At 71.9% G+C, this 25726-nt stretch carries 17 protein-coding genes; 7 read left to right on the top strand and 10 right to left on the bottom strand.

Annotation, left to right across the window (positions count from 1 at the left end; all coding sequences use genetic code 11):
- The first annotated feature begins 138 nt into the window (after nucleotides 1-138).
- Both pulA and IEY79_RS15470 read left to right on the top strand, forming a co-directional pair.
- Complete coding sequence (pulA, locus tag IEY79_RS15475) at nucleotides 139-5427, top strand: pullulanase-type alpha-1,6-glucosidase (RefSeq protein ID WP_373292548.1); 5289 nt, start codon at nucleotides 139-141, stop codon at nucleotides 5425-5427.
- Nucleotides 5428-5641: 214 nt separating this feature from the next.
- On the top strand, nucleotides 5642-6277 hold the full coding sequence (locus IEY79_RS15470; RefSeq protein ID WP_229700882.1) for a DUF4230 domain-containing protein: 636 nt from the start codon (nucleotides 5642-5644) through the stop codon (nucleotides 6275-6277).
- Nucleotides 6278-6283: 6 nt separating this feature from the next.
- On the opposite strand, the gene IEY79_RS15465 is transcribed toward IEY79_RS15470, so the two are convergent.
- On the bottom strand, nucleotides 6284-7039 hold the full coding sequence (locus IEY79_RS15465) for a TetR/AcrR family transcriptional regulator (RefSeq protein WP_189108033.1): 756 nt from the start codon (nucleotides 7037-7039) through the stop codon (nucleotides 6284-6286).
- Nucleotides 7040-7091: 52 nt separating this feature from the next.
- Between IEY79_RS15465 and IEY79_RS15460 the strand changes: the two genes are divergently transcribed.
- Entirely contained in the window at nucleotides 7092-7601 is a 510-nt protein-coding gene (locus IEY79_RS15460) for a hypothetical protein (RefSeq protein WP_189108032.1), read from the top strand.
- Nucleotides 7602-7617: 16 nt separating this feature from the next.
- Here IEY79_RS15460 and IEY79_RS15455 read toward each other — a convergent pair whose 3' ends face one another.
- Together IEY79_RS15455 and IEY79_RS15450 are read right to left on the bottom strand one after the other, a co-directional pair.
- Complete coding sequence (locus tag IEY79_RS15455; protein WP_373292547.1) at nucleotides 7618-9582, bottom strand: RNA polymerase sigma factor; 1965 nt, start codon at nucleotides 9580-9582, stop codon at nucleotides 7618-7620.
- Nucleotides 9583-9652: 70 nt separating this feature from the next.
- On the bottom strand, nucleotides 9653-12784 hold the full coding sequence (locus IEY79_RS15450; RefSeq protein ID WP_189108031.1) for an alpha-N-acetylglucosaminidase: 3132 nt from the start codon (nucleotides 12782-12784) through the stop codon (nucleotides 9653-9655).
- A 161-nt stretch (nucleotides 12785-12945) separates the two neighbouring features.
- On the opposite strand from IEY79_RS15450, the gene IEY79_RS15445 reads away from it, so the two are divergent.
- Nucleotides 12946-13452: a hypothetical protein gene (locus IEY79_RS15445; protein WP_189108030.1), complete on the top strand. Its 507-nt coding sequence runs from the start codon at nucleotides 12946-12948 to the stop codon at nucleotides 13450-13452.
- Between the two features lie 78 nt (nucleotides 13453-13530).
- Here IEY79_RS15445 and IEY79_RS15440 read toward each other — a convergent pair whose 3' ends face one another.
- The 4 genes from IEY79_RS15440 to IEY79_RS15425 all read right to left on the bottom strand — a co-directional run bounded on the left by IEY79_RS15440 (nucleotide 13531) and on the right by IEY79_RS15425 (nucleotide 18486).
- Nucleotides 13531-15042 (bottom strand): DUF1996 domain-containing protein, encoded by a 1512-nt coding sequence (locus IEY79_RS15440; protein WP_189108029.1) that lies wholly within the window; start codon nucleotides 15040-15042, stop codon nucleotides 13531-13533.
- Nucleotides 15043-15265: 223 nt separating this feature from the next.
- A complete protein-coding gene (locus IEY79_RS15435; RefSeq protein WP_189108028.1) occupies nucleotides 15266-15919 on the bottom strand; it encodes a LuxR C-terminal-related transcriptional regulator in 654 nt (217 codons plus the stop codon).
- On the bottom strand, nucleotides 15904-17169 hold the full coding sequence (locus IEY79_RS15430) for a sensor histidine kinase (RefSeq protein ID WP_189108027.1): 1266 nt from the start codon (nucleotides 17167-17169) through the stop codon (nucleotides 15904-15906). Before IEY79_RS15430 ends, IEY79_RS15435 begins: the two co-directional genes overlap by 16 nt.
- Before the next feature lie 285 nt (nucleotides 17170-17454).
- The gene (locus IEY79_RS15425; RefSeq protein ID WP_189108026.1) at nucleotides 17455-18486 is read right to left on the bottom strand and encodes an NAD-dependent epimerase/dehydratase family protein; all 1032 of its coding nucleotides are present in this window, start codon (nucleotides 18484-18486) and stop codon (nucleotides 17455-17457) included.
- Between the two features lie 209 nt (nucleotides 18487-18695).
- Here IEY79_RS15425 and IEY79_RS15420 point away from each other — a divergent pair, with 209 nt between their 5' ends.
- A complete protein-coding gene (locus IEY79_RS15420) occupies nucleotides 18696-19289 on the top strand; it encodes a hypothetical protein (RefSeq protein WP_229700881.1) in 594 nt (197 codons plus the stop codon).
- Nucleotides 19290-19344: 55 nt separating this feature from the next.
- On the top strand, nucleotides 19345-20871 hold the full coding sequence (locus IEY79_RS15415) for a PepSY-associated TM helix domain-containing protein (RefSeq protein ID WP_189108024.1): 1527 nt from the start codon (nucleotides 19345-19347) through the stop codon (nucleotides 20869-20871).
- 62 nt (nucleotides 20872-20933) lie between these two features.
- On the opposite strand, the gene IEY79_RS15410 is transcribed toward IEY79_RS15415, so the two are convergent.
- The 3 genes from IEY79_RS15410 to IEY79_RS15400 all read right to left on the bottom strand — a co-directional run bounded on the left by IEY79_RS15410 (nucleotide 20934) and on the right by IEY79_RS15400 (nucleotide 24570).
- Nucleotides 20934-21494 (bottom strand): winged helix-turn-helix domain-containing protein, encoded by a 561-nt coding sequence (locus tag IEY79_RS15410; RefSeq protein WP_189108023.1) that lies wholly within the window; start codon nucleotides 21492-21494, stop codon nucleotides 20934-20936.
- Nucleotides 21495-21934: 440 nt separating this feature from the next.
- Complete coding sequence (locus IEY79_RS15405) at nucleotides 21935-23086, bottom strand: ARPP-2 domain-containing protein (RefSeq protein WP_189108022.1); 1152 nt, start codon at nucleotides 23084-23086, stop codon at nucleotides 21935-21937.
- Entirely contained in the window at nucleotides 23083-24570 is a 1488-nt protein-coding gene (locus IEY79_RS15400; protein WP_189108021.1) for a hypothetical protein, read from the bottom strand. The genes IEY79_RS15405 and IEY79_RS15400 overlap by 4 nt, the downstream gene beginning before the upstream one ends.
- Nucleotides 24571-24787: 217 nt before the next feature.
- On the opposite strand from IEY79_RS15400, the gene IEY79_RS15395 reads away from it, so the two are divergent.
- Nucleotides 24788-25726 carry a Gfo/Idh/MocA family protein gene (locus IEY79_RS15395; protein ID WP_189108020.1) on the top strand — a complete coding sequence of 313 codons (939 nt, stop codon included), beginning with the start codon at nucleotides 24788-24790 and terminating at the stop codon, nucleotides 25724-25726.

Here is a 25726-nt window from a genome sequence, read left to right as displayed (position 1 = left end):
GCCGGCCCCGCGACGCGCACCCGACCCCACCGCACCACCCGCCGTCGCCGGGCCGGTCCTCCCGTACGTACCCCGAGGAGATCCCGCGTGATACGCCCGCCCCTGCCCGCGTTCCCGCGCAGAACGGCCGTCGCCGTCGTGGCCGCGGCCCTCTGCGCGGCCCTGGTGCCCGCGCTGCCGGCCGTCGCCGCCCGCGCCCCGGCGCCGCCGTCGGACGCCCGGCTCGCCGGTGAACCGGCCCGCCACGATCTGACGCGGGAGCAGTTCTACTTCGTGCTGCCCGACCGCTTCGCCAACGGCGACCGGTCCAACGACCGCGGCGGGCTGACCGGTTCACGTACACAGACCGGTCACGACCCCGCGGACAAGGGCTTCTACCAGGGCGGCGACCTCAAGGGGATCACCGACCGGCTCGACTACATCAAGGGCCTGGGCACCACCGCCATCTGGATGGCGCCGATCTTCAAGAACAAGCCGGTGCAGGGCACGGGCGACGACGTGTCGGCCGGCTACCACGGCTACTGGATCACCGACTTCACCCAGGTCGACCCGCACTTCGGTACCAACGCCGAGCTGGAGAGGCTGATCGACAAGGCCCACGACAAGGGCATGAAGGTCTTCTTCGACGTCATCACCAACCACACCGCCGACACCGTCGACTACGCGCAGAAGAAGTACGGCTACCGCCCCAAGGGTGCCTATCCCTACCTCGACAAGGACGGCCGCCCCTTCGACGACCGCGAGGGCGTCGGCCGGGTCGACGCGGACGCGTTCCCGTACACACCGGCGCCGAAGGCGGGCGAGAAGAAGGTCCCGTCCTGGCTCAACGACCCGACGATGTATCACAATCGCGGGGACTCGACCTTCGCCGGGGAGAGCTCGGAGTACGGCGACTTCTCCGGACTCGACGACCTGTGGACCGAACGGCCCGAGGTCGTCGACGGGATGGCGGAGATCTACCGGAAGTGGGTCCGCGACTTCGACATCGACGGCTTCCGCATCGACACCGTCAAACACGTCGACCTGGACTTCTGGACCGAGTGGGCCACCGCGCTCGACGCCTACGCCGCGGAACGGGGCCGCGACGACTTCTTCATGTTCGGCGAGGTCTTCTCCTCCGACACCGCCGTCACCTCGCCGTATGTGACGCGCGGGCGGCTCGACTCCACCCTGGACTTCCCCCTCCAGGACGCGGCGCGCGCCTACGCCTCGCAGGGCGCGTCCGCCGAGCGGCTCGTAGACGTCTTCCGCGAGGACTACCGCTACACCACCGACAAGGCGAACGCCTACGAGCAGGTGTCGTTCCTCGGCAACCACGACATGGGCCGCATCGGCGCCTTCCTCGAACAGGACAACCCCGCCGCCGGTGACGCCGAGCTGGTGAAGCGCGCCCGCCTCGCCAACGAGCTGATGTTCCTCTCGCGCGGCAACCCGGTGATCTACTACGGCGACGAACAGGGCTTCACCGGCCCCGGCGGCGACAAGGACGCCCGCCAGAGCCTCTTCGCCTCCACGACCCCCGACTATCTGGACGACGACCAGCTCGGCACCGACCGGACGCACGCCTCCGACGCGTACGACCCCACGCACCCGCTCTACCGGTCCATCGCCGAACTGTCCAAGCTCACCAAACGGCACCCGGCGCTGCGCGACGGCGTGCAGACCGAGCGGTACGCGGCGGACTCCGTGTACGCGTTCTCCCGCACCGACGGGGCGAAGCTGGACGAGTACGTGGTCGCCGTCAACAACGCCGCGACACCGAAGACGGTGAAGGTGCCGACCGGATCGGTTGGCACCGGCTTCCGTGTCCTGTACGGGGGTTCGGAGATCGGCGGCACCGTCCGCAGCGGCGCCGACGCGAAGATCGAGATCACCGTCCCGGCCCTGTCGTCGCTCGTCCTGCGGGCAGCCGAACCCCTCGCACCGCCCGCCGCCAAACCGTCGATCACCCTGACCGCACCGGCGGCCGGAGCCACCGGCACCGTGGAGATCGGCGCGGACGTCGACGGCGGCCGGCTCAACCGCGTCGTCTTCGCCGCCCAGGTGGGCAACGGCGAGTGGCGCACCCTCGGCAGCGCCGACCACGCCCCCTACCGAGTCACCCAGTACCTGGACACGAAGGTGGCGGCCGGAACACCCCTGCGCTACAAGGCCGTTGTGGTCGACAGCCGGGGCCGTACCGCATCGGACCTGGCGTCATCGACCGCGGGCCGGGCGCCCGCGCCCGAGCCGCCCACGGCCGTCGAGCGTGAGCACGCGATCGTGCACTACCGCCGCACCGACGGGAAGTACGACGGCTGGCAGCTCAAGTCCGCCGACACGACGGCCGAGTTCACCGGGCGCGACGCGTACGGCGCCTTCGCGTGGGTCGACGTCCCCGATGGCGCGTCGGCCGTCCCGTACACCCTCGTCAAGGACGGGACGGCGGACGGACCCGAGCGCACCGTCGACCTGGCGAAGACCGGCGAGGTCTGGGTCGAGCAGGGGCAGACCGGTCAGAGCGACAGCGCCCCCGACGGGGCCTACCCGCCGCAGGACAGGACGAAGGCCGTCCTGCACTACCAGCGCGCCGACGGCGAGTACGACGGCTGGGGCCTGCACACCTGGACCGGCGCCAAGGACCCGACCGACTGGGCGAAGCCGCTGCCGCCGGTGAAGGAGGACGCGTACGGGGTGACGTACGAGGTGCCGCTCGCCGAGGGCGCCACGTCGCTGAGCTACATCCTGCACAAGGGCGACGAGAAGGACCTGCCGTCGGACCAGTCCCTCGACCTGGCGACGTACGGCAACGAGGTCTGGATGCTCGGCGGCCGGCCGAAGTATCTGCTGCCGACCGCCGGCGCCGTACCCACCCCGGACCTCGGCAAGGCCGAGGCACAGTGGATCGACCGCGACACCGTCGTCTGGAAGGTGAAGGCGACCGAGGCCACCAGCCAGCAGCTCGTGTACGCGCCGGACGGCGGCATCACCGTCGAGAACGGCGCGCTGTCCGAGGAGGGGCAGTGGCTGCGGCTCGCCCCCGGGACCCTGACCGAAGCACAGAAGGCCACGTACCCGCATCTGAAGGACTTTCCGGCCTTCACCGTCGACCCGCGTGACCAGGACAGGGTGAAGGAGTCGCTGCGCGGCCAGATCATCGCCACCCAGCGGGCCGCCAACGGGGCGCTCCTGGACGCCACCGGAGTACAGATCCCCGGCGTGCTCGACGATCTGTACGCCACCGCAGCGACGCGCGCCTCGCTCGGGCCCGTCTTCAGGGACGGCCGCCCCACCCTGTCGGTGTGGGCGCCCACCGCCGGGCGGGTGGCGCTGGAACTCGACGGGAAGCGCGTGCCGATGCGGCGCGACGACCGCAGCGGTGTGTGGTCCGCTGAGGGCGCCCGTAGCTGGGCGGGCAAGCCGTACCGGTACGTGGTCGACGTCTGGGCGCCGAGCGTCGGCGAGATGGTGACCAACAAGGTCACCGACCCGTACTCGACCGCCCTGACCACCGACTCGGCGCGCAGCCTCGTTGTCGACCTCGGCGATCCGAAACTCGCGCCCAAGGGCTGGTCGGCCCTGAACAAACCGGCGGCCGTCCCGATGCGCGACGCGCAGATCCAGGAGCTGCACGTCCGCGACTTCTCGATCGCCGACCGCACCTCGGACCACCCCGGCCGCTATCTCGCCTTCACCGACACCGGGTCGAAGGGCATGAAGCACCTCGCCGAACTGGCCGGCGCGGGGACCGGTTACGTCCATCTGCTGCCCGCGTTCGACATCGGCACCATCCCGGAGAAGCCCTCCGACCAGCAGGAACCGGCCTGCGACCTGTCCGTGTACGCCCCCGACTCCGACGAGCAGCAGGCGTGCGTCACGAAGGCGGCGGCCAGGGACGGCTTCAACTGGGGCTACGACCCGCTGCACTACACGGTGCCCGAGGGTTCGTACGCCAGTGACCCCGAAGGCACCAGGCGCACGGTGGAGTTCCGGCGGATGGTGCAGGGCATCAACGGCACCGGTCTGCGGACGGTGATGGACGTCGTCTACAACCACACCGTGGCGAGCGGCCAGGACCCCAAGTCCGTACTCGACCGGATCGTGCCCGGCTACTACCAGCGGCTGCTCGACGACGGCACCGTGGCGACGTCCACCTGCTGCGCCAACACCGCGCCCGAGAACACCATGATGGGCAAGATGGTGGTGGACTCGATCGTCACCTGGGCCAAGGAGTACAAGGTCGACGGCTTCCGCTTCGATCTGATGGGGCATCACCCCAAGGCCAACATCCTCGCCGTGCGCAAGGCGCTGGACGCGCTGACCGTCGCCAAGGACGGGGTCGACGGGAAGTCGGTCATTCTCTACGGCGAGGGTTGGGACTTCGGCGAGATCGCCGGCGACGCGCGCTTCGTCCAGGCCACGCAGAAGAACATGGCCGGCACCGGGATCGCGACCTTCTCCGACCGGGCGCGCGACGCGGTACGCGGCGGCGGCCCCTTCGACGAGGACCCCGGGGTCCAGGGCTTCGCCTCCGGACTCTTCACCGACCCCAACTCCTCGGCGGCGAACGGCACTCCGGCCGAGCAGCGGGCCAGGCTGCTGCACTACCAGGACCTGATCAAGGTCGGACTCAGCGGCAATCTCGCCGACTACTCCTTCACCGACAGCGCGGGCCGCACCGTCAAGGGCTCCGAGGTCGACTACAACGGCGCGCCCGCCGGTTACGCCGCAGCGCCCGGTGAAGCGCTGGCCTACTCGGACGCGCACGACAACGAAAGCCTCTACGACGCCCTGGCCTTCAAGCTCCCGCGCACCACACCGGCCGCCGACCGGGCCAGGGCGCAGGTGCTCGCCATGGCGACGGCGGCGCTCACCCAAGGCCCCTCGCTCTCGCAGGCGGGGACGGACCTGCTGCGTTCCAAGTCGCTGGACCGCAATTCGTACGACAGCGGCGACTGGTTCAACGCGATCAACTGGGACTGCCGGGACGGCAACGGCTTCGCGCGCGGTCTGCCGCCCGCCGCCGACAACGAGGCCAAGTGGCCCTACGCCAAGCCCCTGTTGGGGACGCCCGGCATCGCTCCCGGCTGTGCGGAGATCTCCGGCGCCTCGGCCGCTTACCAGGACCTGCTGAGGATCCGCACCACGGAGGCGGCCTTCCGGCTCTCCTCCACCGGTGCGGTCCAGTCGGCGCTGTCCTTCCCGCTCTCCGGGCCAGATGAGACGCCGGGCGTCATCACGATGCGCCTCGGGGAGCTGGTGGTGGTCTTCAACGCCACCCCGGACACGACGAGGCAGCGGGTCGAACCCCTCGCCGGCCGGACGTACGGGCTGCATCCGGTGCAGGCGGGCGGCGCGGACGCCACGGTCAAGAAGGCGGCCTACGAGGCGGGTTCGGGCACCTTCGAGGTGCCGGGGCGGACGGTGGCGGTCTTCCGGGCCGGCTGAGACTCCCGCGCTGCCTCCGACCCGCCGTCGGCGGGTCGGAGGCCGCCGTTCCCGTCAACGGGTCTTCCATGCACGCGAGTTGCCCGAACTTGTTGCGGGCCCGGCGGGGCTTGAACCTCGCCGGACGGGTAATCCGGTAGGCATGACGTCCACCGACGTGAAACCAGAACCCGAACAGAGTCAGAGCAGGACGCGCGGGTCTCGTGGGTCGAGAATGCCCTGGTGGATCAAGCTGCCCGCCGGGCTCGTGGCGCTTGTCGTGCTGCTCGGGATCGGCAGCAGGCTCGATCTCGTTCCCGGATTCGACGACGTGTTCGGAGAGAAGACGGAGGACCGCACCGGGCCGACCCTTCTCAAGTCCATCCAGGACCTCAGCCGGTACCAGGCGGCGTCCGGAAACTTCCAGGTGGTCGTGGATCTGGAGAAGGACGCCAAGTTCCTCCCCGACACCATCAAGGGGAGCCGCACGCTCTACGTGGGCGCCGGGAGCGTGGGGTCGTACGTGGACCTCGGCGGGATCGGCGACGAGAACGTCAAGGTCAACAAGGAACGCACCACCGCGACACTGCGGCTGCCGCACGCCCAGCTCGGCAAGGCGACGCTGGACGCCGACCGGTCGTACGCCGTCTCGAAGCAGCGCGGGCTGCTCGACCGGCTCGGTGACTTCTTCTCCGACAATCCGGCCGACGAGCGCGCCGTCAACAAGCTCGCCGCCCAGCACATCCAGAACGCCGCGAAGGACAGCGGACTGACGGAGCGGGCCGAGAAGAACACCACCAGCATGCTGCAGGGTCTGCTCACGTCCCTCGGCTTCAAGGAAGTGACGGTGGTGTACGGGTCGGCGGGCTGACCCGCACTACGCGGTGCGCGCGGCGGGCAGCGGCGAAGCCGGAGCCGCTGCCCCTGTCCGAGCCGCCGGCAGCGTGGCCGCCAGCCCCGTCAGACGGGTCACCAGATCGCCGAACGGGCCGCCCGGCGGCTCGTCGGCGAGGACCGGCAGCAGAATGCGCGCCATCTCGTCGTCGTACGCGGCGCTCACCGCCGCCAGCGCGGCGAAGTCGTGCACGAGCTGCAACTCCAGCTCACCGCGCGGGATCCGGCGGCCGTCCAGCCACAGCAGCGCCGTCGACTCGGCGAGCGAGACCCAGGAGCGCACGACCAGTTCCAGCCGGGGCGGCGGGGACTGGATCGAGAGGTGGGAGAGGATCTGCTCGTACGCGGCCTGCCGTACCTCGTCGATCATGGCGTTGGCGGTGGACGAACCCACGGCGGGACCGCCGCGCATCAGCGCGAAGAAGCCGGGGCCGTGCTCGTCCACGAAGTCGAAGAAGCGCGTCATGACCCGTAGCAGGCGGGCGCCGAGCGGCCCTTCGCGCGGCTCGACGAAGCGCTCGGCCAGCTCGTCGGCGGCCCGCCGCAACGCGGCCTCGTACAGCGACTGCTTGCCCGGGAAGTAGTGGTAGACGAGCGGCCGGGAGATGCCGGCGGCCGCCGCGATCTCGTCGATGGAGACGTGATCGGGCGAGCGGTGGCTGAACAGTTCCAGCGCGACACCGATCAGTTGCTGGCGTCGCTCTTCGACGCCCATTCTGCGTCGGACCCCGGTCGTCATATGAACAGCCTAACCGTCGGTGGCCGAAGCCTGTCGGTTACGCTCGCCGACCATGAGCGCATCTGACCAGGAGAAGGTCACCGAAACGCCTGAATCGGAGGCGGAGTCCGGGGCCACGGGGGAGCCGGTTGGGGAGGGGGCGGGTGCGGCCGAAAGGGACTCGGAGGCCTCGGAGCACCCGGAGGCCGACGCCGATCCGGTCGCCGGACCGGGAGCCGACGACCCGGAGGAGGGCGACCACGACGACCGCCACGACGACCACGACGGTGCCGAGCACGACGGCGAGGACGACTACGACGACGACGGCGCTCTCAGCCCGCGCCAGGCCCGCCGCCTCCGTGTCGCCGTCGCCTCGGTCCTGCTGGTCGCCATGGCCGCGCTGTTGGCCGTACGGCTCGCCAACCGCAGCTCCGTCCTCGTCGTCGGCCTCTACGGGTTCGCCATGATCCTCTGCGGCGTCGTCATCGAACTCAGCAGGCACGGCCGCACCCGGCTGGCCACCTGGCTGCTGGGCGCCGGTCTCGTCGCGACGCTGGCCACCGACTGGCTGCTCCTGCCCTGAAGCACGGAACCGGTCCTCACCGCAGCGCGCCCACCCGCCTGCCGTCGGCCAGCAGCCCGTCCAGCTCCGCCCGGTCACCTGGCCTCGCCCGTACCGCCAGCACCCTGCCCCGCGCGTCGCCCGTGACACCACCCGTCGTACGGACGGACCGGAACTGCTCGCTGCCGGCGGCCAGTACGTACCACCGGCCGCCGCGCGACTTCCACAGCACGCCCGCGAGCACGGAGGGCTCGCGCGCGCCGCACGCCGACGAGCTCGAAGCCCGCGCCGCGACCGCCCCCGTCGGTGGCGTCCCGGCCTTCGCCGTCGGCGGCTGGAACTGCGCCAGGACTCTGTTCTCCGTGCCCCGCCATGTCTCCGCGCGCGTGCACACCCACTTCGCGCCGCCGTTGGACTCGGGCAGGTTCTGGCTCGCGTACTGCCAGGAGTTCACCGTCCGCACACCGTGCGAGCGCACGGCGGGGAGCAGGCACGCCGTGCGCGCCCAGGCCGCCCGCGCGACGCCCCCCGACACATCGGCGGGCGCCGACGGGGCGCCGGACGTCAGCCGGGCGGGCGTGAGTTCGCCGAGGTCGGACAGCACCCGTACGGCGCCCGGGTCCTTCTCGGTCACCTCCAGCACGTCCCACGCCCCGCACTCGCGCCTTTCGCCCGGTGTCGGGAGTGGAGCCGTCACCCCGTCCGCGCCGCGCCGCAGCGGTCGCGCGTCACCGTTCGGGTCGAGCAGATCGCGCACGGACGTCGTCTCCACCCAGGGCGCGGTCAGATAGCGCACGTTGCCGTCCGTGCGCGCGGCGACCAGGGCGTACGTGCTCGGAGCCGCGCCGGGGGCGGTGTCGGCCGCCGCCCCGTCCACCCGGGCGAAGTCCAGTGCCACGGGGCCGGCGCCGGTGCGGGGTTCCGCGTACCGGGCGATCCGCAGGCCGTCGTACAGCAGCACCACCCGCGCCCGGTCGACCTCGCCCGCGTACAGCAACTGCGCCGGTCCCATCGGCGGCCCCACGGGCGTGGCCGGTGTCGACGAGACACGCACCGACGTGCCCGGTCTGGCCCAGACCGCCAGCGCCCTGCGCAGCAGCGGCCGGTCGTCGGCGAGCGCGCCGCGCGTGGGCCACACCGAGAAGTCGGTCCGCGCGGAGGCCCGCCACGCGTCCCGCGGGACGCGCCGCACCTTCGCCGGGTCCAGGGCCGCCTCGGCGGCCGAGTTGCGGGTGTACGACGGGGCGGCCGCGCCGTCCGCGCCCCAGCCGTCGCCGGGCAGCCCGAGGAGCGCACCGCACACGGCCACGGCGGCGACACCCGCGACCGCCGCGCGCGCGTGCTGGCGCCGCCGCAGCAGATCGGTGGGGCGCGCCTGGAGCGAACAGGGGTCGTACTCGGGGGACTCCAGCAGCGCCACGCCCTCCGTACCGATGCCGTCCGCCTCAGCGAGCGCCGCGTGCGGGTCGTCCACCCCGGAGGCGGCGAGCAGCCGGCGCACGTCCGGGTCGGTCAGCCCTTCCAGCCCTCTCAGTACGAAGGCGGCCCTGGCGCCGCCGGAGAGGGCCGACAGGCGCCGGTCGAGGGCGAGTTCATCGGCGCCGCCCGAGCGCGGGAACAGCCGCAGCCCCCACACGTGCGGCAGCAACGGCGGCAGTTGGGCACGCCGGGGCCACGCCACCCGGCGCAGCGTCCGCCCCGCGTCGAGCGCCTGCCGCAGCACCCGGGAGCGTACGTAGGCGTACCCGTCGTCCGGGGTGGCGGCCGTGCGGTTGCGCGGCAGGGACCGCTGGACGACGGCGTGCGCGGTCAGCACCCGGCGGTTCCGGCCGAGGGCCGGAGGCAGCACGAGATAGGCGAGCCGCACCAGCCGCGGGTAGTGCTCGACGAGGGCCGCCTCGGCCTGTTCCACGTCGATGGGCGCGGGAGCGGGGCCGGGCGCGGTGGGGGCGGCGGTGGGGGCGGAGGCCGTGGCGGCGTCGGGTGGAGGCACATTCAGCAGAACGAGCGATTCGTCGGATGGTCACCCCGAACGCCCGCAACTCCCTTGCCGGGCGGGGTAATTCGGCGCGCTACTTGCCTCTCGCACTCCCGCCCGAGACCGCCCAGTCGCTGAACTCCACCGTGCCCCGCAGCCCGCTGCTGCCGTTCGTCGCGCTCATGAACAGGCCCACGTCCTGGGTCACGCCAGCGCCCGGCACCTCCACCGTGGCGACCGTGCGCCAGGTGGTCCCGGCATCCGTCGAGCACGCGCCCGTGAACCGGCCCCCCGACCGCGTCAGTCGCAGCAGCACCGGTGCGGTGACGCCGGTGACGCGCTGGTAGGTGTCCAGCGTGCCGTCGCCCGTCGTGTCGTACGAGAGCACGACTCCGTTCGACGGCGTCACCGCCAGATTGACGATGCCGGGGGAGCCGGCCGTCGCGAGACTGTTGCGGACGATGATGCCCGCGCGGGCCCACGGGCCCGTGTTCTCCTGCGAGTCCACCCGCAGTGTCACGCCCGCACCGTCCCCGAACGCGCCTCCTACGAAGGCCGTGCCGAACTGCGCCGTCGCCCGCCACAGGTCCTGGCCGCCTCCGTTGATCGCGAAGCGGTCGCCGAGCTGTCCGAAGACGGCCCCGTTGTTGGTGTACGTACGCCAGCCCGCGGCCGGCGGCCCGGCGACGTACACCGCGCCCCGCTGGACGGTCCGCACGCGCTCCTCGCCGCTCGGCCCGAACTCCAGCGCCAGTTCGTACGGAAGCGGGCGCAGGGGCACCGTGAGCGGTTCGTCCGGGGCCGTCACCGACCAGGAGACGGATCCGCCGCCGGCCGGGCCGACGGGGGAGAGCCGGGTCGGGCCGTCCGGGCGGGCGTCGGGGCCGGTCAGGGCGAAGTCGACGGGGCCCGTGCCGCGCAGGCCGCTGGCGTTCTTGAAGACCGCCGTTACCGTGCCCGTACTGCCCGGCGCGAAGGCGACCGGGTCGGCCGTGACGGTGACGGTGCCCTGGTACGGGGCGGTCGCCAGGGTCTCCCGTACGCGCAGCGCCGTCCGGTACGCGTCCCCCGTCGCCCGCACCGGATAGCTCCCGCGCTCCCGGGTCCACGCCTCCTCGTCCACATACCAGTCGAAGGTCTTCGGCTCCCGCCCGGCGGCCAGCGCGTCCGCCAGCTCGTCCAGATACGCCTGCCACTGCGGCAGATGGACATCGGCCAGCAGGCCCTGCCAGTCGCGGTTGGCGTAGTTGCTCAGGTGCCCGGCCGCCGACCGGTCCGCCCACGTGGTGATCAGCGTGCGCGCCGTCCACTCCAGCGTCACGGCCTCCGCCGGACCGGTCGCCAGCCGTTTGGCGTCCTCCAGCCAGGGCCCGAGCAGGAACGAACGGTGACACCCGGCCATCGTGTCGCTCAGCCGCATCAGCCTCAGCCACAGCGCGGCCAGCGCGCGGAAGGTCGCGGCGTCGCCTCCCTGGAAGGCGCCGCGCAACTGCGGCAGAAGCAGCCGGGAGCGGTTGGCGAGCGCCTGCCGGGCCAGCTCCGTCACGTCGTACCGATACGCGTCCGAGCCGCGCAGTTCCCGCCGTACGTCGAGCAGTGAGCCGAAGGCCTTGTCGAACTCGGCGGTGTCGAACGCCGTTCCCACGGAGGAGGTGAGGGAGGGACGGCGTGAGAAGAGCGAGTCGACGGGGCGGCCGTCGGTGGTCGTCAGCCGGTACGCGGTCGACGCGAGCACGCCGAGGGCGTCCCGCGCGGCGCTGTCCTCGCCGCCGTAGCGCAGATCGGCGTACGACCGGAACCAGCCCGCGCGGTCGACAGCCTCCTCCCGCCAGGCCAGTTCGCTGAACAGCTCGAACGCGGCCGGGTCGCGCTCGGCGGCCTCCGGCATGTACGCCGTCCCGACGAGCGCGCTGCCAGGCTTGTCGCGCCAGGCCGTGAACCGCTCGGTCCAGCGGTCGGAGTTGGCGCCCAGGGTGGTGCGCCCGCCGAAGTTCGGGATGGTCCCGAAGGCGTACGGCGCCCCGCCCCAGTCCCGCTCGCGGTCGGTCACCGAGTCCAGGTCGGACAGGCCGTCGACGATCAGCACGCGGTCGGTGTCGATGGCGTCGAGGAGTGCCGGCACCGGGTTGGTCTGCCAGCCGAGGATCACCCAGGTCGCGTCGGGGCGTGCCCGGTGGAGCGACGTCTCGACCGCGCGGGCCGCGTCCGGCACCGGTACGTCGCCGGCGTTGCCGCCCTCGTGCAGCAGATCCATCTTGAAGTGGTCCACCTCGCCGAAGAGATCGCTCTGGTGCCGGTAGAAGGCGGCGGCGACATCGGCGAAGACGGGCGTGCGCGGGTCGAGCCAGTCGGGGCGCGGCAGCCCGTTCCACATGCCCTGGGGCACCGTCCTGGCGCCCGGGTTGCGGGTGGCGAAGTCGTCGGGGACGGTGCCGAAGTAGCCGGGGAGCACGGGTGCCATACCCAGCTCGCGCATCCGGTCGGTGATCCGCCGGCCGAGCGCGGCGCGGCGCTCGATCAGCTCGGGTGAGAGCGGGCCGCCGTACTCGCTCATGTTCTGGAGCAGCCACCACGGCTGGTGGGAGGGCGCGGGGAGCCAGGTGCGGGCCTCGGTGTCGGAGTAGCCGAAACCGGTCAGCAGCCGGTGGTAGACGGCCTCCTGGCCGGTGGTGACGAGGACCTCGTTGCAGCCGTGCAGGGCCAGGACGTCCAGCAGGCGCTCCCAGCGCGGCCAGTCGGCGTACGGGGCGGTGTATCCGTCGTGGGTGTCGTTGAGGGCGAACCGGTGCCGTACGGTCGCCGAGCGCTCCAGCGGGCGGCGGGGCGCGGGAAGCCTGGCGGGCAGTTCGAGTTGGCTGCCTGACCAGCTGATGTGGGCGCCGCACACGTACTTCAGATACCAGTGCACCCCGGTCAGCAGGACGCCGGCGTCGGTGCCCGACACCTCGACGCGTCCGGCGGACCCGGCGACCCGGAACCGCTCGGCGCCACCCACCGGCCGGAAGCGGAACTGGTCCGCGTGGCGGGGGAGCAGGCGCTCCACGGCGGCGCGTGCCGCGGTGGTGGCGGCCGCGGCGGCAGCGGCCCTGGCGTCGGGCGCGGAGGGGCGGGCTTCGGCGGGGGAGTGCGCGGCCAGCGCCACGGCGACTCCGGCGGCCCCGGCGCCGGCCAGCACCGCACGCCTGGAGGGAGTGGCGGGAGGGGTGGGACTCGGCAGCTCGGTCATCAGCGGTCCTCTGTCCTCGGTTGCTGGAGTTACTGGTGAGAAGTCACGGGTGTGACAACAGGTCCATGCGGAGCGCACGTTAATGACGGGGAGGGGGGTGGGCAACGATGTGATGCGTCGTTCACTCGCGCGGGGGCTTGCAAAGAGGGCACGATGGCCGAATGCGTACCGAGCGACCCCGAGTGGCACTGGTGGTGCCGGCCCTGGCCCTGGCTCTGCTGAGCGGCTGCGGCGGCAATGACGACGAGGCCCCCCGGACGCCGAAGACGGCGACCGGGAGCCTCGAACAGCTGGCCGAGAAAGCCAAGTGTGATCCGAACGTGCAGACCGACGCCGATGAGTTGCGTCAGGCGAACTGCAAGACGGGTTACGGCAGATACATCCTCACCACGTTCGCGACCGACCGCGGTCTGCGCGAGTGGATCAACGAGGCCAACGACTACGGCGGTTCGTACCTCGTCGGCAGGAAGTGGGTCGCGAGCGGCGACGCGAAGGTGGTCGAGTCGCTGCGCGGCCGGCTGGGCGGGACGGTCGAGACGGCCCCTGAGCACCACGCGGGGGGCGGCGACGACGGTGGCGGCGAAAGCGGCGGCCACGGCGACGGCGAGGGCCACGAGGGAGAGGGCCACGACAGCGGGGGCCACTCGGGCCACCCCAGGAAGAGCTGACGACAGCGGGCGCCGGAGGGGCTGAGCACAGCCCCTCCGGCGCCTGAGAATTACGTCACACCGCTAGTCGCGGTCCGTTCAGTTGCATTCCTTGCCGGTGTTGATGCAGTCGACCATCTTGTTCATCACGTCCTCGTCGAAGACATTGATGAAGTCTCCGTGGTCGGTGACGGGCTTGTGCAACTGCTCCGGGAACGAGTCCACCGCGAATCCGGGACCCGGCGGGAGGTCGTACACGATCCGCTGCTTCAGCTGCGGAATCGCCTGGAATCCCTCCTGGCACTGACCGTTCTCGTCGGCGAACGCGACATGCGTACGGTGATTGGCGCTGTCGGTGTTCTGTCCGTCCCAGCAGCTCTGGAAGTCGAACGAACGCACGACCTGGCTGCCGGCGGGGCAGATCGGGTATTTGTCCTTCAGCTGACGGTCCTCGAATCCGGTGCAGCTCCACGAGGCATTGGCGTTGGCGTCGCCGTTGACGAACGCCTTCGCGTCACCGGTGATGATGCGGAGGAATCGGGGCATTGCCGTGACCTTGGACGTGGCGTTTCCGGCGAATTGCAGTGTGACCTCGGACGGGGTCTGGATCTCGCCGACGTTGCCGTCCTTGCCGCCGCCGTCCTCGTTGGCGTCGTCCTCGTTCTGACCGTTCTGGAGGCGGATCACCGGCCAGTAGTAGGTGGACTTGTCACCCTGCTCGTTGCAGGTCGTCTCACCGTTGGCGAGGTCGTCGTCGCTCGCGAAGGCGTTGTTGGCCTGGTTGCCCACGTAGTCGTGCTTGTGGTGGGCGCCGTTGCTCACACCGGGCGCGGCGATGACGTTGTCCGAGTTGAAGAGACCGTTCTCGTTCCGCCCGCAGTCGGTGGTGAAGGTGCCGGTCGAAGCCTGCTCCTGCTCCTGCGGCTGCTGCACGTTGGGCTCGACGGACTCGATGTCGACGAAGTCCGAGGCATCGGGACCGTTGCCGGGCGGTGGCGGCTGCTCGCCGCCGCCGGTGTCGCCGCCCTGGCCCGCGTTCTGACCCTGACCACCGTCCTGGCCGCCGTCCTGCCCGGCGTTCTGGCCACCGTTCTGACCCTGGCCGCCGTTCTGGCCGCCGCCCGGGTCACCCTCGTTCGGGGTGTCGTCGGGGCGCATGGTGCACGGCGCCAGCGACTGCAGGCCCTTCTGCCAGTGCCCGGCGCGCTTGAGCGCGGACTGGATGCGCTTGAGGCTGGCGAGCCGCTGCTGCTTCAGCGGCTTCAGAATCTTCTTCTCGGTAAGTCTCGGGTCCCTCTCCAACTTCGTTTTGTTGTCGGCGAACCGCTTGTACGCAACAGTTATCTGCGTGTCCATCCGGGCGAGTTCCCGGTCGACCTGGGCACGGGCACGCCTCGGCACCTTGGTGATCTCATTCGCGACTTCCGGACAGTCGATGGTGGACATCTGGCGCCCGGCATTCTGGATCTGCTGATCCTGACCGGAGCGGCCTTCTCCCGCGGATGCGTAGACATTTACCGCTACCAGCCCACCCCCGCCCAGAATCAAGGCAGCCGCGGCCGCGATGGCCCGGTTCGCCAGTGTCGAGCGTTTTCTTGACGTGCGTCCCATGGAACTCCTCAAGCTTCAGTGCCGGTTCTCAGGGGGGTCTCCGGCGGGGGGAGGAAGCGCTCCGTTCCATACGGACGTCATTCGCGGCCTGTTCAGCCGCACAAGGAATTCATAGAAATCTCCATCAACAAACCGGGCGGATGCCCTCAACACGCCCCGCCCGGCGTACCTCTTCAGCGAGCGCCGCCCGCCAGGGCCCGTCCGCCGGACAGGCCCTGGTCCGTCACTGCTGCCCCCGGTCCAGATAGGCGATCACCGCGAGCACCCGCCGGTTGTCGTCGTCCGACACCGGCAGCCCCAGCTTCCCGAAGATGTTCGAGGTGTGCTTGGACACCGCCCGCTCCGTGACGACGAGTTGGGAGGCGATCGCCGCGTTCGACCTGCCCTGCGCCATCAGCTCCATCACCTCGCGCTCACGCGGCGTCAGCTGGCCGATCGGCTTGTCCTGGGCCCTGCGGGAGAGGAGTTGCTGGATCACCTGGGGGTCCATCGCCGTACCGCCGGCCGCGACCCGCCGCACCGCGTCGATGAACTGGTCCGCGTCGAAGACCCGGTCCTTGAGCAGATACCCGATGCCGCCGTTGCCGTCGGCCAGCAACTCCCGCGCGTACAACTGCTCCACGTGCTGCGACAGGACCAGGACCGGCAGTCCGGGCCGGTCCCGGCGCGCCGCGAGGGCGCACTGGAGGCCCTCGTCGGTGTGGGACGGCGGAAGCCGGACGTCGACGACAGCGACGTCCGGCTCCAGCTCCGCGAATGCTTTGGTCAGTTCGGGTCCGGTCTCCACGGCGGCCAGGACCTCGAAGTCGTACGCCTCCAGCATCCGGACCAGACCGTCACGGAGCAGGAAGAGGTCTTCGGCTAGGACAACTCGCAAGGGATCTCCACGGTGACCATGGTGGGGCCGCCCTCAGGGCTGCTGACGGCCAGGATGCCGTCGAATGTACCGAGTCGGCGCTCCAGTCCGCTCAGCCCCGTACCGGAACCGATCTTCGCGCCGCCCTCGCCGTTGTCGCCGATCGCGACACGCAGCATGGAGTCCGAGTGGATCATGTCGATCCAGATCCGGTCCGCGTTCGAGTGCTTGATCGCGTTGGTGAGGATCTCACTCACCGCGAAGTACGCGGCCGACTCCACCGGCGCGTCGGCCCGGCCCCGCAGATCCACCTGTACGTCGGTCTCCACCGGCAGCCGCAGCGCCAGCGCCTTCACCGCGTCGCCCAGACCGCGCTCGGCGAGCACCGGCGGGTGGATGCCCCTGACCAGGTCGCGCAGCTCGGTCAGCGCCTCGGCGGAGGACTGACGGGCGTTGGCGATGAGCTCCTTGGCCTTGGCCGGGTTCTTCTCGATGAGCGCCTCGATCGTGCCCAGGTCCATGCCCATGGCGACCAGTCGGGCCTGTGCGCCGTCGTGCAGATCCCGCTCGATCCGGCGGAGTTCGGCGGCGGAGGAGTCCACGGCGTCGTGCCGCGTCTCGGTGAGATGGGCGACCCGCTGGGCCAGCTCCTGGTCCTGGTTGGGGGCGAGCAGCGACTTGGCGAGCAGGAAGTGGCCGCGCTGGATGTCGCCGCCGTAACGGAGACCGACCGCCGCGATCGCCGCGCCCAGTGCCGCCGCGAGCAGGCCCGTCAGCTGGCTGTCGACCGGGACGAAGCCGTACCAGAACGGGTTGTCCTCGAAGACCTTCCAGAGACCGGCCGCCAGCACCAGCCCGTCCAGCGGATAGATGAACAGGCCCACGGAGATCAGGGCGACCGTCGCCCCCACGGTCATGTCCACCAGCAGCCACGTCAGGTCCCGCCAGGTCGCCGGGTCCTTCAGCATCAGCGTGGTCCGCTCCACGTGGCCGGTGACGCCGGTGCGCAGATCGGCCGGCATCGGGCGGTACGGCACCGGGATCCTGACGTCCGACCAGGTGGCCGCGAGCAGCCGGCGGCGGTTGGCGTGCGCCCGCACCGCGGTCAGCACGTACGGGGTGGAGAAGAAGCCGATGCCGAGCAGGACGAAGGTGATCGAGAGCACCGAGAGGACGAACAGTGTGATGGAGCCGGCCAGGGCGGTCACCGCCAGTACCAGCCCCCGGCCCGTGGTCCTGCCCGCCTCGGCGAGCATCTTCTTCCCGTTCATGGTGAGTCCTCTCCTCGTCGCCCGTGCCCCGACGGCGACCGGCCCTTCGCCCTCTGACGGGCACGGCCATAAGTCTGCCGTGCGGCGCCGGTCGCACGTGAGCGGTTTCCGCCCCCAATCGGGGGTGTACCTAGCACCACTCGGGGACCCCCGCACTCCCCCCGTGAGCTGCCTCCGCGACGGGCCCGTCACCGAGCGTCGCCGGATCGGGGGGGCAGGCCGGGAGGTGAGGGAGTGGGCGGGTCGGCGCGCCGCGAGTCGGCCGGCCGACAGACGCCGGAGGGCTCAGCGGGCCAGCAGGTCCACCTCCACCTCCGGTGCGAGCCCGAGCCTCGGGCGGTCCGGACGCTGCGGGGCCTCGCCGCCGATCGACCGGAGCCACGCCCAGGTGTCGGCGACGGTCTCCTCCGCCGGCCGGCACCGGAGCCCCGTCGCGAGCGCCTTGGAGACGTCACCCCTGTGCATCATGTCGTGCACCTCACCGCGCGGCAGCCAGATCGGCAGCTGCGTCCAGGGCTCGACACCGGCGGCGAGGACCGTGTCCGGGTCCGTCCAGCGCAGCTCCGCGTCCGACCCGGTGACCTCGACGCACGCGTCCAGCAGCCCGCCCATCGTGACGTGACCCGGCGGACTCACCAGGTTGTAGGCGCCCCCGAGGCCGCGCGCCGCCGCGTCGAGGGTCCACTCGGCGAGGTCGCGTACGTCGATGTACTGCAACGGGTTGTCGCGCGGTCCGGGCGCGAGTACAGGGCCGCCGCGCGCGATCCGCCCCAGCCACCACGGCAGCCGCCCCACGTTCTCCCACGGACCGAGGATCAGGCCGGCGCGCACCAGGAGCGCGCGGTCGCCGAAGGCCGCCTCGGCGGCCAGTTCGCCGCCGCGCTTGTCCCGCGCGTAGTCACTCGCTTCCGCGTCGGCCGACGCGCCCTCCACCAGCGGACCGTCCTCGGGGAGCCCGGCGGGGGTCGGATACGCGTACACGGAACGGCTGGAGATGTACGCGTAGCGGCCCGCCCGGTCGGCCAGCAGCCGGGCCGCGTCGAGGACGACGGACGGCGCGCCCGACCAGGTGTCGACGACCACGTCCCATTCCGGGGCGGTGTCATCGGTGCCGCCGGTGCCGGGAGTGCCCGGAGCGCCGGCGGTGAGGGCCGCGAGGCCGTCCGGCGCGGTGCGGTCGCCGTGCAGGACGCGGACGCCCGCCGGCGCCTCGTGACGGCCCCGGTGGAACACGGTCACCTGCCACTCCCGCGCCAGCGCGGCCTCGGCCACGGCGCGGCCGACGAACTCGGTGCCACCCAGTATCAGAAGTCTCATCCCTCAACTCTGGCACGGGGCTGTCCGATTACCGGATCCGTTCTGCTGCGGGCATAGCAGGTCAGCGCCGTTCGCACCATCTGCCGCACACGCCACGGGAATGGCAGCATGAGCGCACCATGACAGATGCCCGGTCGCCGATGCGCGCCTTGCGGGCCGCGGTCCTCGCGGCGGTGTGCGTGACACTGGCTGCCATGGGGCATTCGTCCATGTCCGCGCATGAAATTCCGCTCGGTGCCCTTACGGCGGCATTCGCCGCGATCGCCGTTCTGTCGTGGCTCGCGGCCGGACGGCGCCGGGGCATCGGCTTCATCGGACCCGCCGTGCTCGGCGCGCAGGCCGCGCTGCACGTGACGTTCTCCGCCGTCGGGACGGACGGCGCGGTGCCGTCGCCGGACCACACCCACGCGACGGCGGGCATGGACATGGGCCAGGGCGCGGGCGTGGAGGGAGTCGGCGGCACGCCGACCGCCGTCCTGGCCGCCGCCGGGGACACCTCGCCGGGCATGCTCGCCGCGCACCTGCTCGCCGGCGCGGTCTGCGCGCTCTGGCTGGCCCGCGGTGAGGCCGCGTTCTTCCGGCTCGCCCGCACCGTCGCCGCCTTCGCGTTCACCCCGCTGGGGCTGCTGCTCGCCGCGCCCCGGCCGCTCGCCGTACCGCCGCGTGTACGGCACCGCTCCCGCGCGCCCCACCGGCCGCGCGGCGCCGTGCTGGCCCACGACGTGTCCCGGCGCGGCCCACCGGACCGCGGCGCGCATCCGATCCGTACGACGGCCTCCGGGGCCGCCGCCGCCCTGGTCTGACCTGGGCGGGGCCCGGGGGCCGATTCCCCGTGCCACGCCAACTCCTAGGACAGTCATGGCCATTGACGACCCCGTACAGGGCGCCGACACCGCGCGCACCGGTCCCACGACGAAGAAGAAGGCAAGCGCCGAGGCAGGCGCGAAGACCGCCAAGAAGGCGGACAGGAAGCCGGCCGCCGCCCCGACCACCACCTGGGGCGCGGTGCGCCCGCTCGTCCTGCGGCTCCATTTCTACGCGGGCCTGCTGATCGCCCCGCTCCTGCTGATCGCCGCCACCACGGGGCTGCTCTACTCCCTCTCGTACCAGGCCGAGAAGATCGTCTACCGCCAGGAGCTGAGCTCCCCGGACAGCGACCGTACGGCCATGCTCTCCCCGCAGGTGGACGCGGCACGCGCCGAGCACCCGGACGGCAAGGTCACCGCCGTCTGGCCCTCGTCCGACGACGAGGAGTCCACCCGGGTCCTGATGACGATGCCGGACAGCGAGGAGAGCAAGTCGCTTGCCGTGTTCGTCGATCCGCACACGGCCCAGATACGCGGTGAGCTGGACAGTTACGGCTCCTCCGGAGCCCTTCCGCTGCGCACCTGGCTCTCCGAACTCCACCGCCATCTGCACCTCGGCGAACCGGGCCGTATCTACAGCGAGGCCGCCGCCAGCTGGCTGTGGGTCGTCGCGCTCGGCGGGCTGCTGCTGTGGATCGGCCGCAGAAGGACCTCGAAGCGCGCCCTGCTCCGGCCCGAACGCGGGGCCACCGGCCGCCGCGGAACGCTCAGCCGGCACGGCTCGCTCGGCATGTGGGCGGCCACCGGGTTCCTGCTGCTCTCCGCGACGGGCCTGACCTGGTCGACGTACGCGGGCGCCAACATCGGCGCCGTACAGGACCAGTTGGGCGGCGCCACCCCCGTCGTCTCGGCCGAACTGAAGAGCGGCGCGGGCGCGGGGGCCGGCTCCGGTGCGCACGAGGGACACGAAGGACACGGGGGCGACAGCGGGCCCGGCGGTGACCACGAGGGCATGGACATCGGCATCGACAACGCCCTGACCGCCGCGCGCCAGGCCGGGCTCGACGGCCCGGTGAGCGTGAAGCCGCCGGCCGAGGGGACGGCGTACGTCGTCGCCCAGCGGGACAACCAGTTCCCGGTCCGGCTGGACTCGGTCTCGGTCGACCCCGGCACCGGACTGATCCTCGACGAACTGCGCTTCGCCGACTACCCGTTGCTCGCCCAGCTCACCCGGTTCGGTATCGACGCCCACATGGGCCTCACGTTCGGCCTCGTCAACCAGCTGCTCCTCGCCGCCCTCGCCCTCTCACTGATCCTGATCATCGTGTGGGGCTACCGCATGTGGTGGCAGCGCCGGCCCACCCAGGACCGGAAGCTGGGCGTGGGCAAGCCGATGCCGCGCGGGGCATGGCGGAAGGTGCCGCTGTCCGTGCTGCTGCCGCTGATCGCCGTGGCGGCGCTGGTCGGCTGGTTCGTACCGCTGCTCGGTATCACCCTGGTGGCGTTCCTGATCCTGGACGCCGTGCTGGGCGCGGTGGCTCGGGCCCGGGCGCGGGCTCGGGCCGGGGCGACCGCGTAAGGCGCACGTGCAGGGCCCCCGCCGGTACGCCCGGCGGGGGCCCACACGTATGACGGAACCGGCTACGGGACGTACTTGTAACCGACCCGCCGGATCGTCCGGATCGTCTGCCGGTGCTCGGCGCCGAGCTTGCGGCGCAGCCGGGCCACATGCACGTCCACGGTCCGGCCGTCGCCCACGTGCCCGTAACCCCAGACGGTGGTCACCAACTGGTCGCGGGTGTGTACGCGGTGCGGGTGCGCCACGAGATGGGCGAGCAGCTCGAACTCCAGATACGTCAGCTCCAGGAACCGCCCGTCGACCTCGGCGGTCCGCTCGTGCGAGTCGATCCGCACCGGCCCCGCCTCGGTGACCCCGCCGGGAGCGGGGGCGGGTGCGGGGGGATGCTGATCGACCGGTACGAGGACGAGATACCCGACCATCGGCGGCCTGCCCGGCAACGTCGGCAGAGTGTGCGCCGGGGCGGGCAGCCAGGTGGACCCGGGAGGCAGGAGATCCACGAGCGGCCCGGGCACGTCGGCCGCCGGTGGCGGCACGACCTCGTCACGGTCGACGGCTCGCAGTCGGGTCCGGCCGGAGGGATACGGGGTGGCGGCGGGGGAGAAAGGGCGGGAGTTCGCCATGAGGGGTCAGCTCTTTCGCGCGAAGGTTGTCGTCGAGTCGACAGGACGGGACGTACGTCATTCGCGACGGCCGAAGACCTGGGAGCAGGCTTTAGAGGGCCGACGCGTTCCTCGCGCGGCAACACACCCGGTCGAAGTCATGATGCTGCCGGGACGGCCAGAACGGCTCAAGGTCGATGAGACCTGATGCGTCGTGCTGAAGTCTGGCCATGCCCTCATTGAAGCAGACACGGGCCCGCAACAGGAGGTCCCTTTCAAGGCGCGATACGACGAGCCACCACCCCGCACCACAGGGACAGTCCCGCCAATCCCGTCCCCATGATCAACTGACCGGAGCCTCACCACGGCGGACTCCTTCTGACAGACGGGGGCCCTCCGGTCCGGCGGTGTCGGCTCGGCCCGGTCACAGGCCACCCGGTCCGGTGTCCCGCGCCCTCACGTCACCGCAGCAGCGTCCCGAAGCCCGCCGCGTGGATCCGGCGCACGATCTCCTCCGACGTCGTGCCCAACCGGTCCGCCGTCCGCGCCAGATGCCAGTCGTTGTCCGCCAGGCTGTTCAGCAGATGCCCCCGCCTGATCTGTGCCGGAGACAGCCGGAACGTCTTCAGGTACGCCGTACGCCCCTTGTGGTCCGTGATCAGCTCGCCGATGTGCTGCTCGTCGGAACCGACACGGAACGGCGGCAGGAAGCGGTGCAGGTCGAAGGAGCCCATGCGGTAGACGCGCTCGAACGAGTACGACGTGCCGAGCAGTCCACGCGCCATCACCGTGTCGTGCGACTCGCTCCACGCCCGCTCCTGCGCACGCGCCGCCGCCCGCAGATCGGCGAGCGTCGCGATGTACCGCCCGTCCCCGAGGCGCGCCTCGAAGTCCGGTACGGGGCCGCCGAAGTAGCCGTACTGGTAGATCAACTCCCCGTACATGTCCTGGAGCAGCGTCGGGTGCAGAGCCCGGTAGTCGTCCGGGTGCGGCACCACGAACGCGGCGGCGAGCGCGTCCGCGACGTACACCATCACCCCGCACTGCCCCGGATGGATCTCGAAGACCCGCAGCGCGTCGGCCAGCCCGTACACGTCGAGCCCCAGGTAGGCGGACTCGGAACGGGGCGAGAGGCCCTGGCGCACCGCCTCCTGCGACCACTGGTGCCAGGCGATCGTCGGCCCGCCGAAGTGCAGCGCCAGATACCCCTCCATGGCCAGATGCAGCGGCAGGAACCGGCAGCGCGCGACAGCGCCGGGCCGCCGGCCGCCCTTCCTCCTCGACGGGCGCCGCTTGACCATGCGGTGATGCTGGTCGACGGCCATCGCCGTGGGGTGTGCGGTGTTCAGCTGCGTTCCGTACGCGGCCGACTGCCCGCCGCCCGTCCCGTTCTCCGCCGGACCCGCGCCGGACCAGTCCGCGACGAGGCCGTGCGGGATGTACGACACATAGCTCGTGCCCGGCGAGACCAGCACCTCTCCGAACCGGTCGTACACCTCCCGGTGCAGCCGGAGCCCCTGCACCGGCTCCTCGCGCACCAGCGGTACCAGCCGCACGCCGCCCCACACCTGCGCCGGGCGCGTCGTCAGCCCGGTGAAGTCGAGCCCCGTCACGTCGCCCTTCCCCCCTCGTACTCGTGCAGAAAGCTCTCGATCCGCCGGTCCAGATACGCCTGGAGCTCGGCCAGCCCCGTACGCCCCTCCGCGAACTGCGCGATCTCCACCAGGGCCGGCAGATCCTCCGCGTCCCGGATCCCCGCCGTCGGCACACTCGCCGCCAGCCGGCGCACGTCGAAGCCGTCCGCGTCGTACACGGGATTGAGATGGACCACCGTCGTACGCCGCTCCCGGTCGAGCCGCGTACGCCACACCCGCAGCACCTCGCCCGCCAGCCCCGGAGGCGCGTTGTCCCAGCCGTCCGAGACGAGGACGAGCCGCTCGGGGGCGTACTCCAGCGCGTCGACGACCCGCATCCCCAGCGGTGTCGGACCGAAGGGGCGGACGAGAAGCGGGTCCGTGCGCCCCGAGGTCCACCACGCGCCGTACGACCCCGGCGCCGCGAGCGCCTCCAGCAGGAAGTGCCCGCCGAGGGCGACAGCGAGCGGACGCCGGCGCTTCTCGCCGGAGCCGGACGCGGAGTAACTGTCGTCCAGTACGGCGGCGACCCGCCCCCACGTCCCGGCGTACGGCCCCGCGACCCGGCGCGCCGACGTGCGCAGCGCGTGCGTCAGCTCCGCGCGCCGGCGCACCCGCTCCTCGATCGTCAGCGACAGGGTGTACAGCGCGAGCCTCGTCAGCGGCATGGCGGAGAGATCCGTCCGCTCGGGGGCGCCCTCGGCGTCCGCACCCGCCTCGCGCTGTGTGCGCAGCCGTTCGAGCCGGGTCATCCGGGGTGTGATCCGCTCCACGAACGCCGAGCGCTCGACGCCGTGCTTCGCCGCGAACCCCTCGGCGACGGTGAACGGCAGTTCGTAGATGGCGCCCTGCTCGTGGTGGGCCCGTCGGTACGCGTCGAGCAACCGGTGCTCGTAGCGCGGGCGCACGCCCGGCTTGAAGAGGAAGTCGCCCAGCTCGCCCGCCGCCGGGGCGGAACCGGTGGCCGTCCGCAGCGGCAGATGGAAGTGACGTGCCGCCGTCTTCAGCCCGGCGCGGTACTTCACCGCGTCGTGCCCCAAGTCCGGCCGGGCCGCCAGCCACTCGCGCAGGATCGCGCGGGTACGGCGGTTGCCGACCTTCGCGGCGCGCAGCGCGCGGAAGAGGCGGTAGACCCGCTGCGGCGGCAGCAGCGCCAGCCGGGCGGCGATCAGCCGGCCCTCCGTACGCTTCTGGTCCGCGCCCGCCTCGCCGGCGGTCCGCAGCAACTGCTCCACGACGCGCGCCGCGTTGTGGTCGTTGATGTCGAGCGCGAGCGAAGCGGCGTACACGTTGCGGTAGTTGACCCGTACGTACTCGTGGAGGAAGTCGAGCGAGAGCCGCTGCTGATACGCCTCGGAGCGGAATTCGCGCTGGCCCGTCGACGTGACGGCGGCGTTGACGAAGAGGAGCACGTCCTCGGCCGCGATCAGGTCGGAGCAGGTGTCGGTCCCCGACTCGGTCATGGTCTCTCCCCCGGTGCCCATGTCCTTCGGACATGCTGAAGCCGGCCGGGGCATGGGGGCACGAACAGCGAAATTATTGCTTCAGAGGCAAGTCCCGGAAGTCGCACCGGAGGCCCGCGGCCGGCCCTCGAAACGTAGCACCGGGGGTCCCGTACCGCGCCACCCAATTCCCGGCCCGCCCTGGGCGGCGCGGGGCGCGGGCGGCACACTGATCCATATGAGTCAGCTACGCATCGCACTTCTCGGCACCGGCCCCTGGGCCGAGCGCACGCACGCCCCCGCCATCGCGGCCCACCCGGATGTCGAGTTCAGCGGCGTCTGGGGGCGGCGGCCCGAGGCCGCCGCCGCCCTCGCCGCCGCTCACGACACCAAGGCGTACGCGGGCGGCGGTGACGGAGAGGGGGGTTCGGGCGCGGGCGGCCTGGACGGGCTCGACGCGCTGCTCGCCGCGAGCGACGCGGTCGCCTTCGCCCTGCCGCCGGACGTCCAGGCGCCGCTCGCGGCGCGGGCGGCGGCGGCAGGCTGCCACCTCCTCATGGACAAGCCGGTCGCGACGACCGTGCCCGGCGCACGCGCCGTGGCGGACGCCGCCGAACGCGCCGGAGTCGCCTCACTGGTCTTCTGCACGCTGCGCTTCGCCCCCGAGACCGCCCGGTGGGTCGAGGAACAGGCGGCGTTGGGCGGCTGGTTCACGGCACGCGCCCACTGGCTCGGCGCCCTGTACGCGGCGGGCACCGACAGCCCGTACGCGGACTCGCCCTGGCGCCGCGAGAAGGGCGGCCTGTGGGACGTCGGCCCCCACGCGCTCTCCGCGCTGCTGCCGGTACTGGGCGATGTGACGGCCGTGACGGCGGTACGGACCGAGCCCGACCTCACGCATCTGGTGCTCACGCACACGTCGGGCGTGAGCAGTTCGGCGGCGCTGAGCCTGAGCTCCCCCGTGAAGGGCGCGGGCACGGGGTTCGAGCTCAGGGGCGAGCACGGCACGGTCGAGCTTCCCCAGGACTGGGGTGACCCGGTGGACATCTTCGGCAACGCGATCAGCGCCCTGCTCACGGCGGCGCGCACGGGCGAACCGCACGCCTGCGACGTGCGGTTCGGCCTGCGGCTGACGGAGATCCTCGCGGACGCGGAGGAGCAGCTGACCGGGTCCTGA

The organism is Streptomyces camponoticapitis, from assembly GCF_014646115.1.
GTDB lineage: Bacteria > Actinomycetota > Actinomycetes > Streptomycetales > Streptomycetaceae > Streptomyces > Streptomyces camponoticapitis.
This window is presented reverse-complemented; position numbering and strand designations above follow the sequence as displayed.

Excerpts from the sequence above, each read along its gene's own strand:
- IEY79_RS15470 (WP_229700882.1), top strand. The coding sequence starts at position 5,642 with ATGCCCTGGTGGATCAAGCTGCCCGCCGGGCTCGTGGCGCTTGTCGTG.
- IEY79_RS15465 (WP_189108033.1), bottom strand. The coding sequence starts at position 7,039 with ATGACGACCGGGGTCCGACGCAGAATGGGCGTCGAAGAGCGACGCCAG.
- IEY79_RS15460 (WP_189108032.1), top strand. The coding sequence starts at position 7,092 with ATGAGCGCATCTGACCAGGAGAAGGTCACCGAAACGCCTGAATCGGAG.
- IEY79_RS15450 (WP_189108031.1), bottom strand. The coding sequence starts at position 12,784 with ATGACCGAGCTGCCGAGTCCCACCCCTCCCGCCACTCCCTCCAGGCGT.
- IEY79_RS15445 (WP_189108030.1), top strand. The coding sequence starts at position 12,946 with ATGCGTACCGAGCGACCCCGAGTGGCACTGGTGGTGCCGGCCCTGGCC.
- IEY79_RS15440 (WP_189108029.1), bottom strand. The coding sequence starts at position 15,042 with ATGGGACGCACGTCAAGAAAACGCTCGACACTGGCGAACCGGGCCATC.
- IEY79_RS15430 (WP_189108027.1), bottom strand. The coding sequence starts at position 17,169 with ATGAACGGGAAGAAGATGCTCGCCGAGGCGGGCAGGACCACGGGCCGG.
- IEY79_RS15425 (WP_189108026.1), bottom strand. The coding sequence starts at position 18,486 with ATGAGACTTCTGATACTGGGTGGCACCGAGTTCGTCGGCCGCGCCGTG.
- IEY79_RS15420 (WP_229700881.1), top strand. The coding sequence starts at position 18,696 with ATGTCCGCGCATGAAATTCCGCTCGGTGCCCTTACGGCGGCATTCGCC.
- IEY79_RS15415 (WP_189108024.1), top strand. The coding sequence starts at position 19,345 with ATGGCCATTGACGACCCCGTACAGGGCGCCGACACCGCGCGCACCGGT.
- IEY79_RS15410 (WP_189108023.1), bottom strand. The coding sequence starts at position 21,494 with ATGGCGAACTCCCGCCCTTTCTCCCCCGCCGCCACCCCGTATCCCTCC.
- IEY79_RS15400 (WP_189108021.1), bottom strand. The coding sequence starts at position 24,570 with ATGACCGAGTCGGGGACCGACACCTGCTCCGACCTGATCGCGGCCGAG.
- IEY79_RS15395 (WP_189108020.1), top strand. The coding sequence starts at position 24,788 with ATGAGTCAGCTACGCATCGCACTTCTCGGCACCGGCCCCTGGGCCGAG.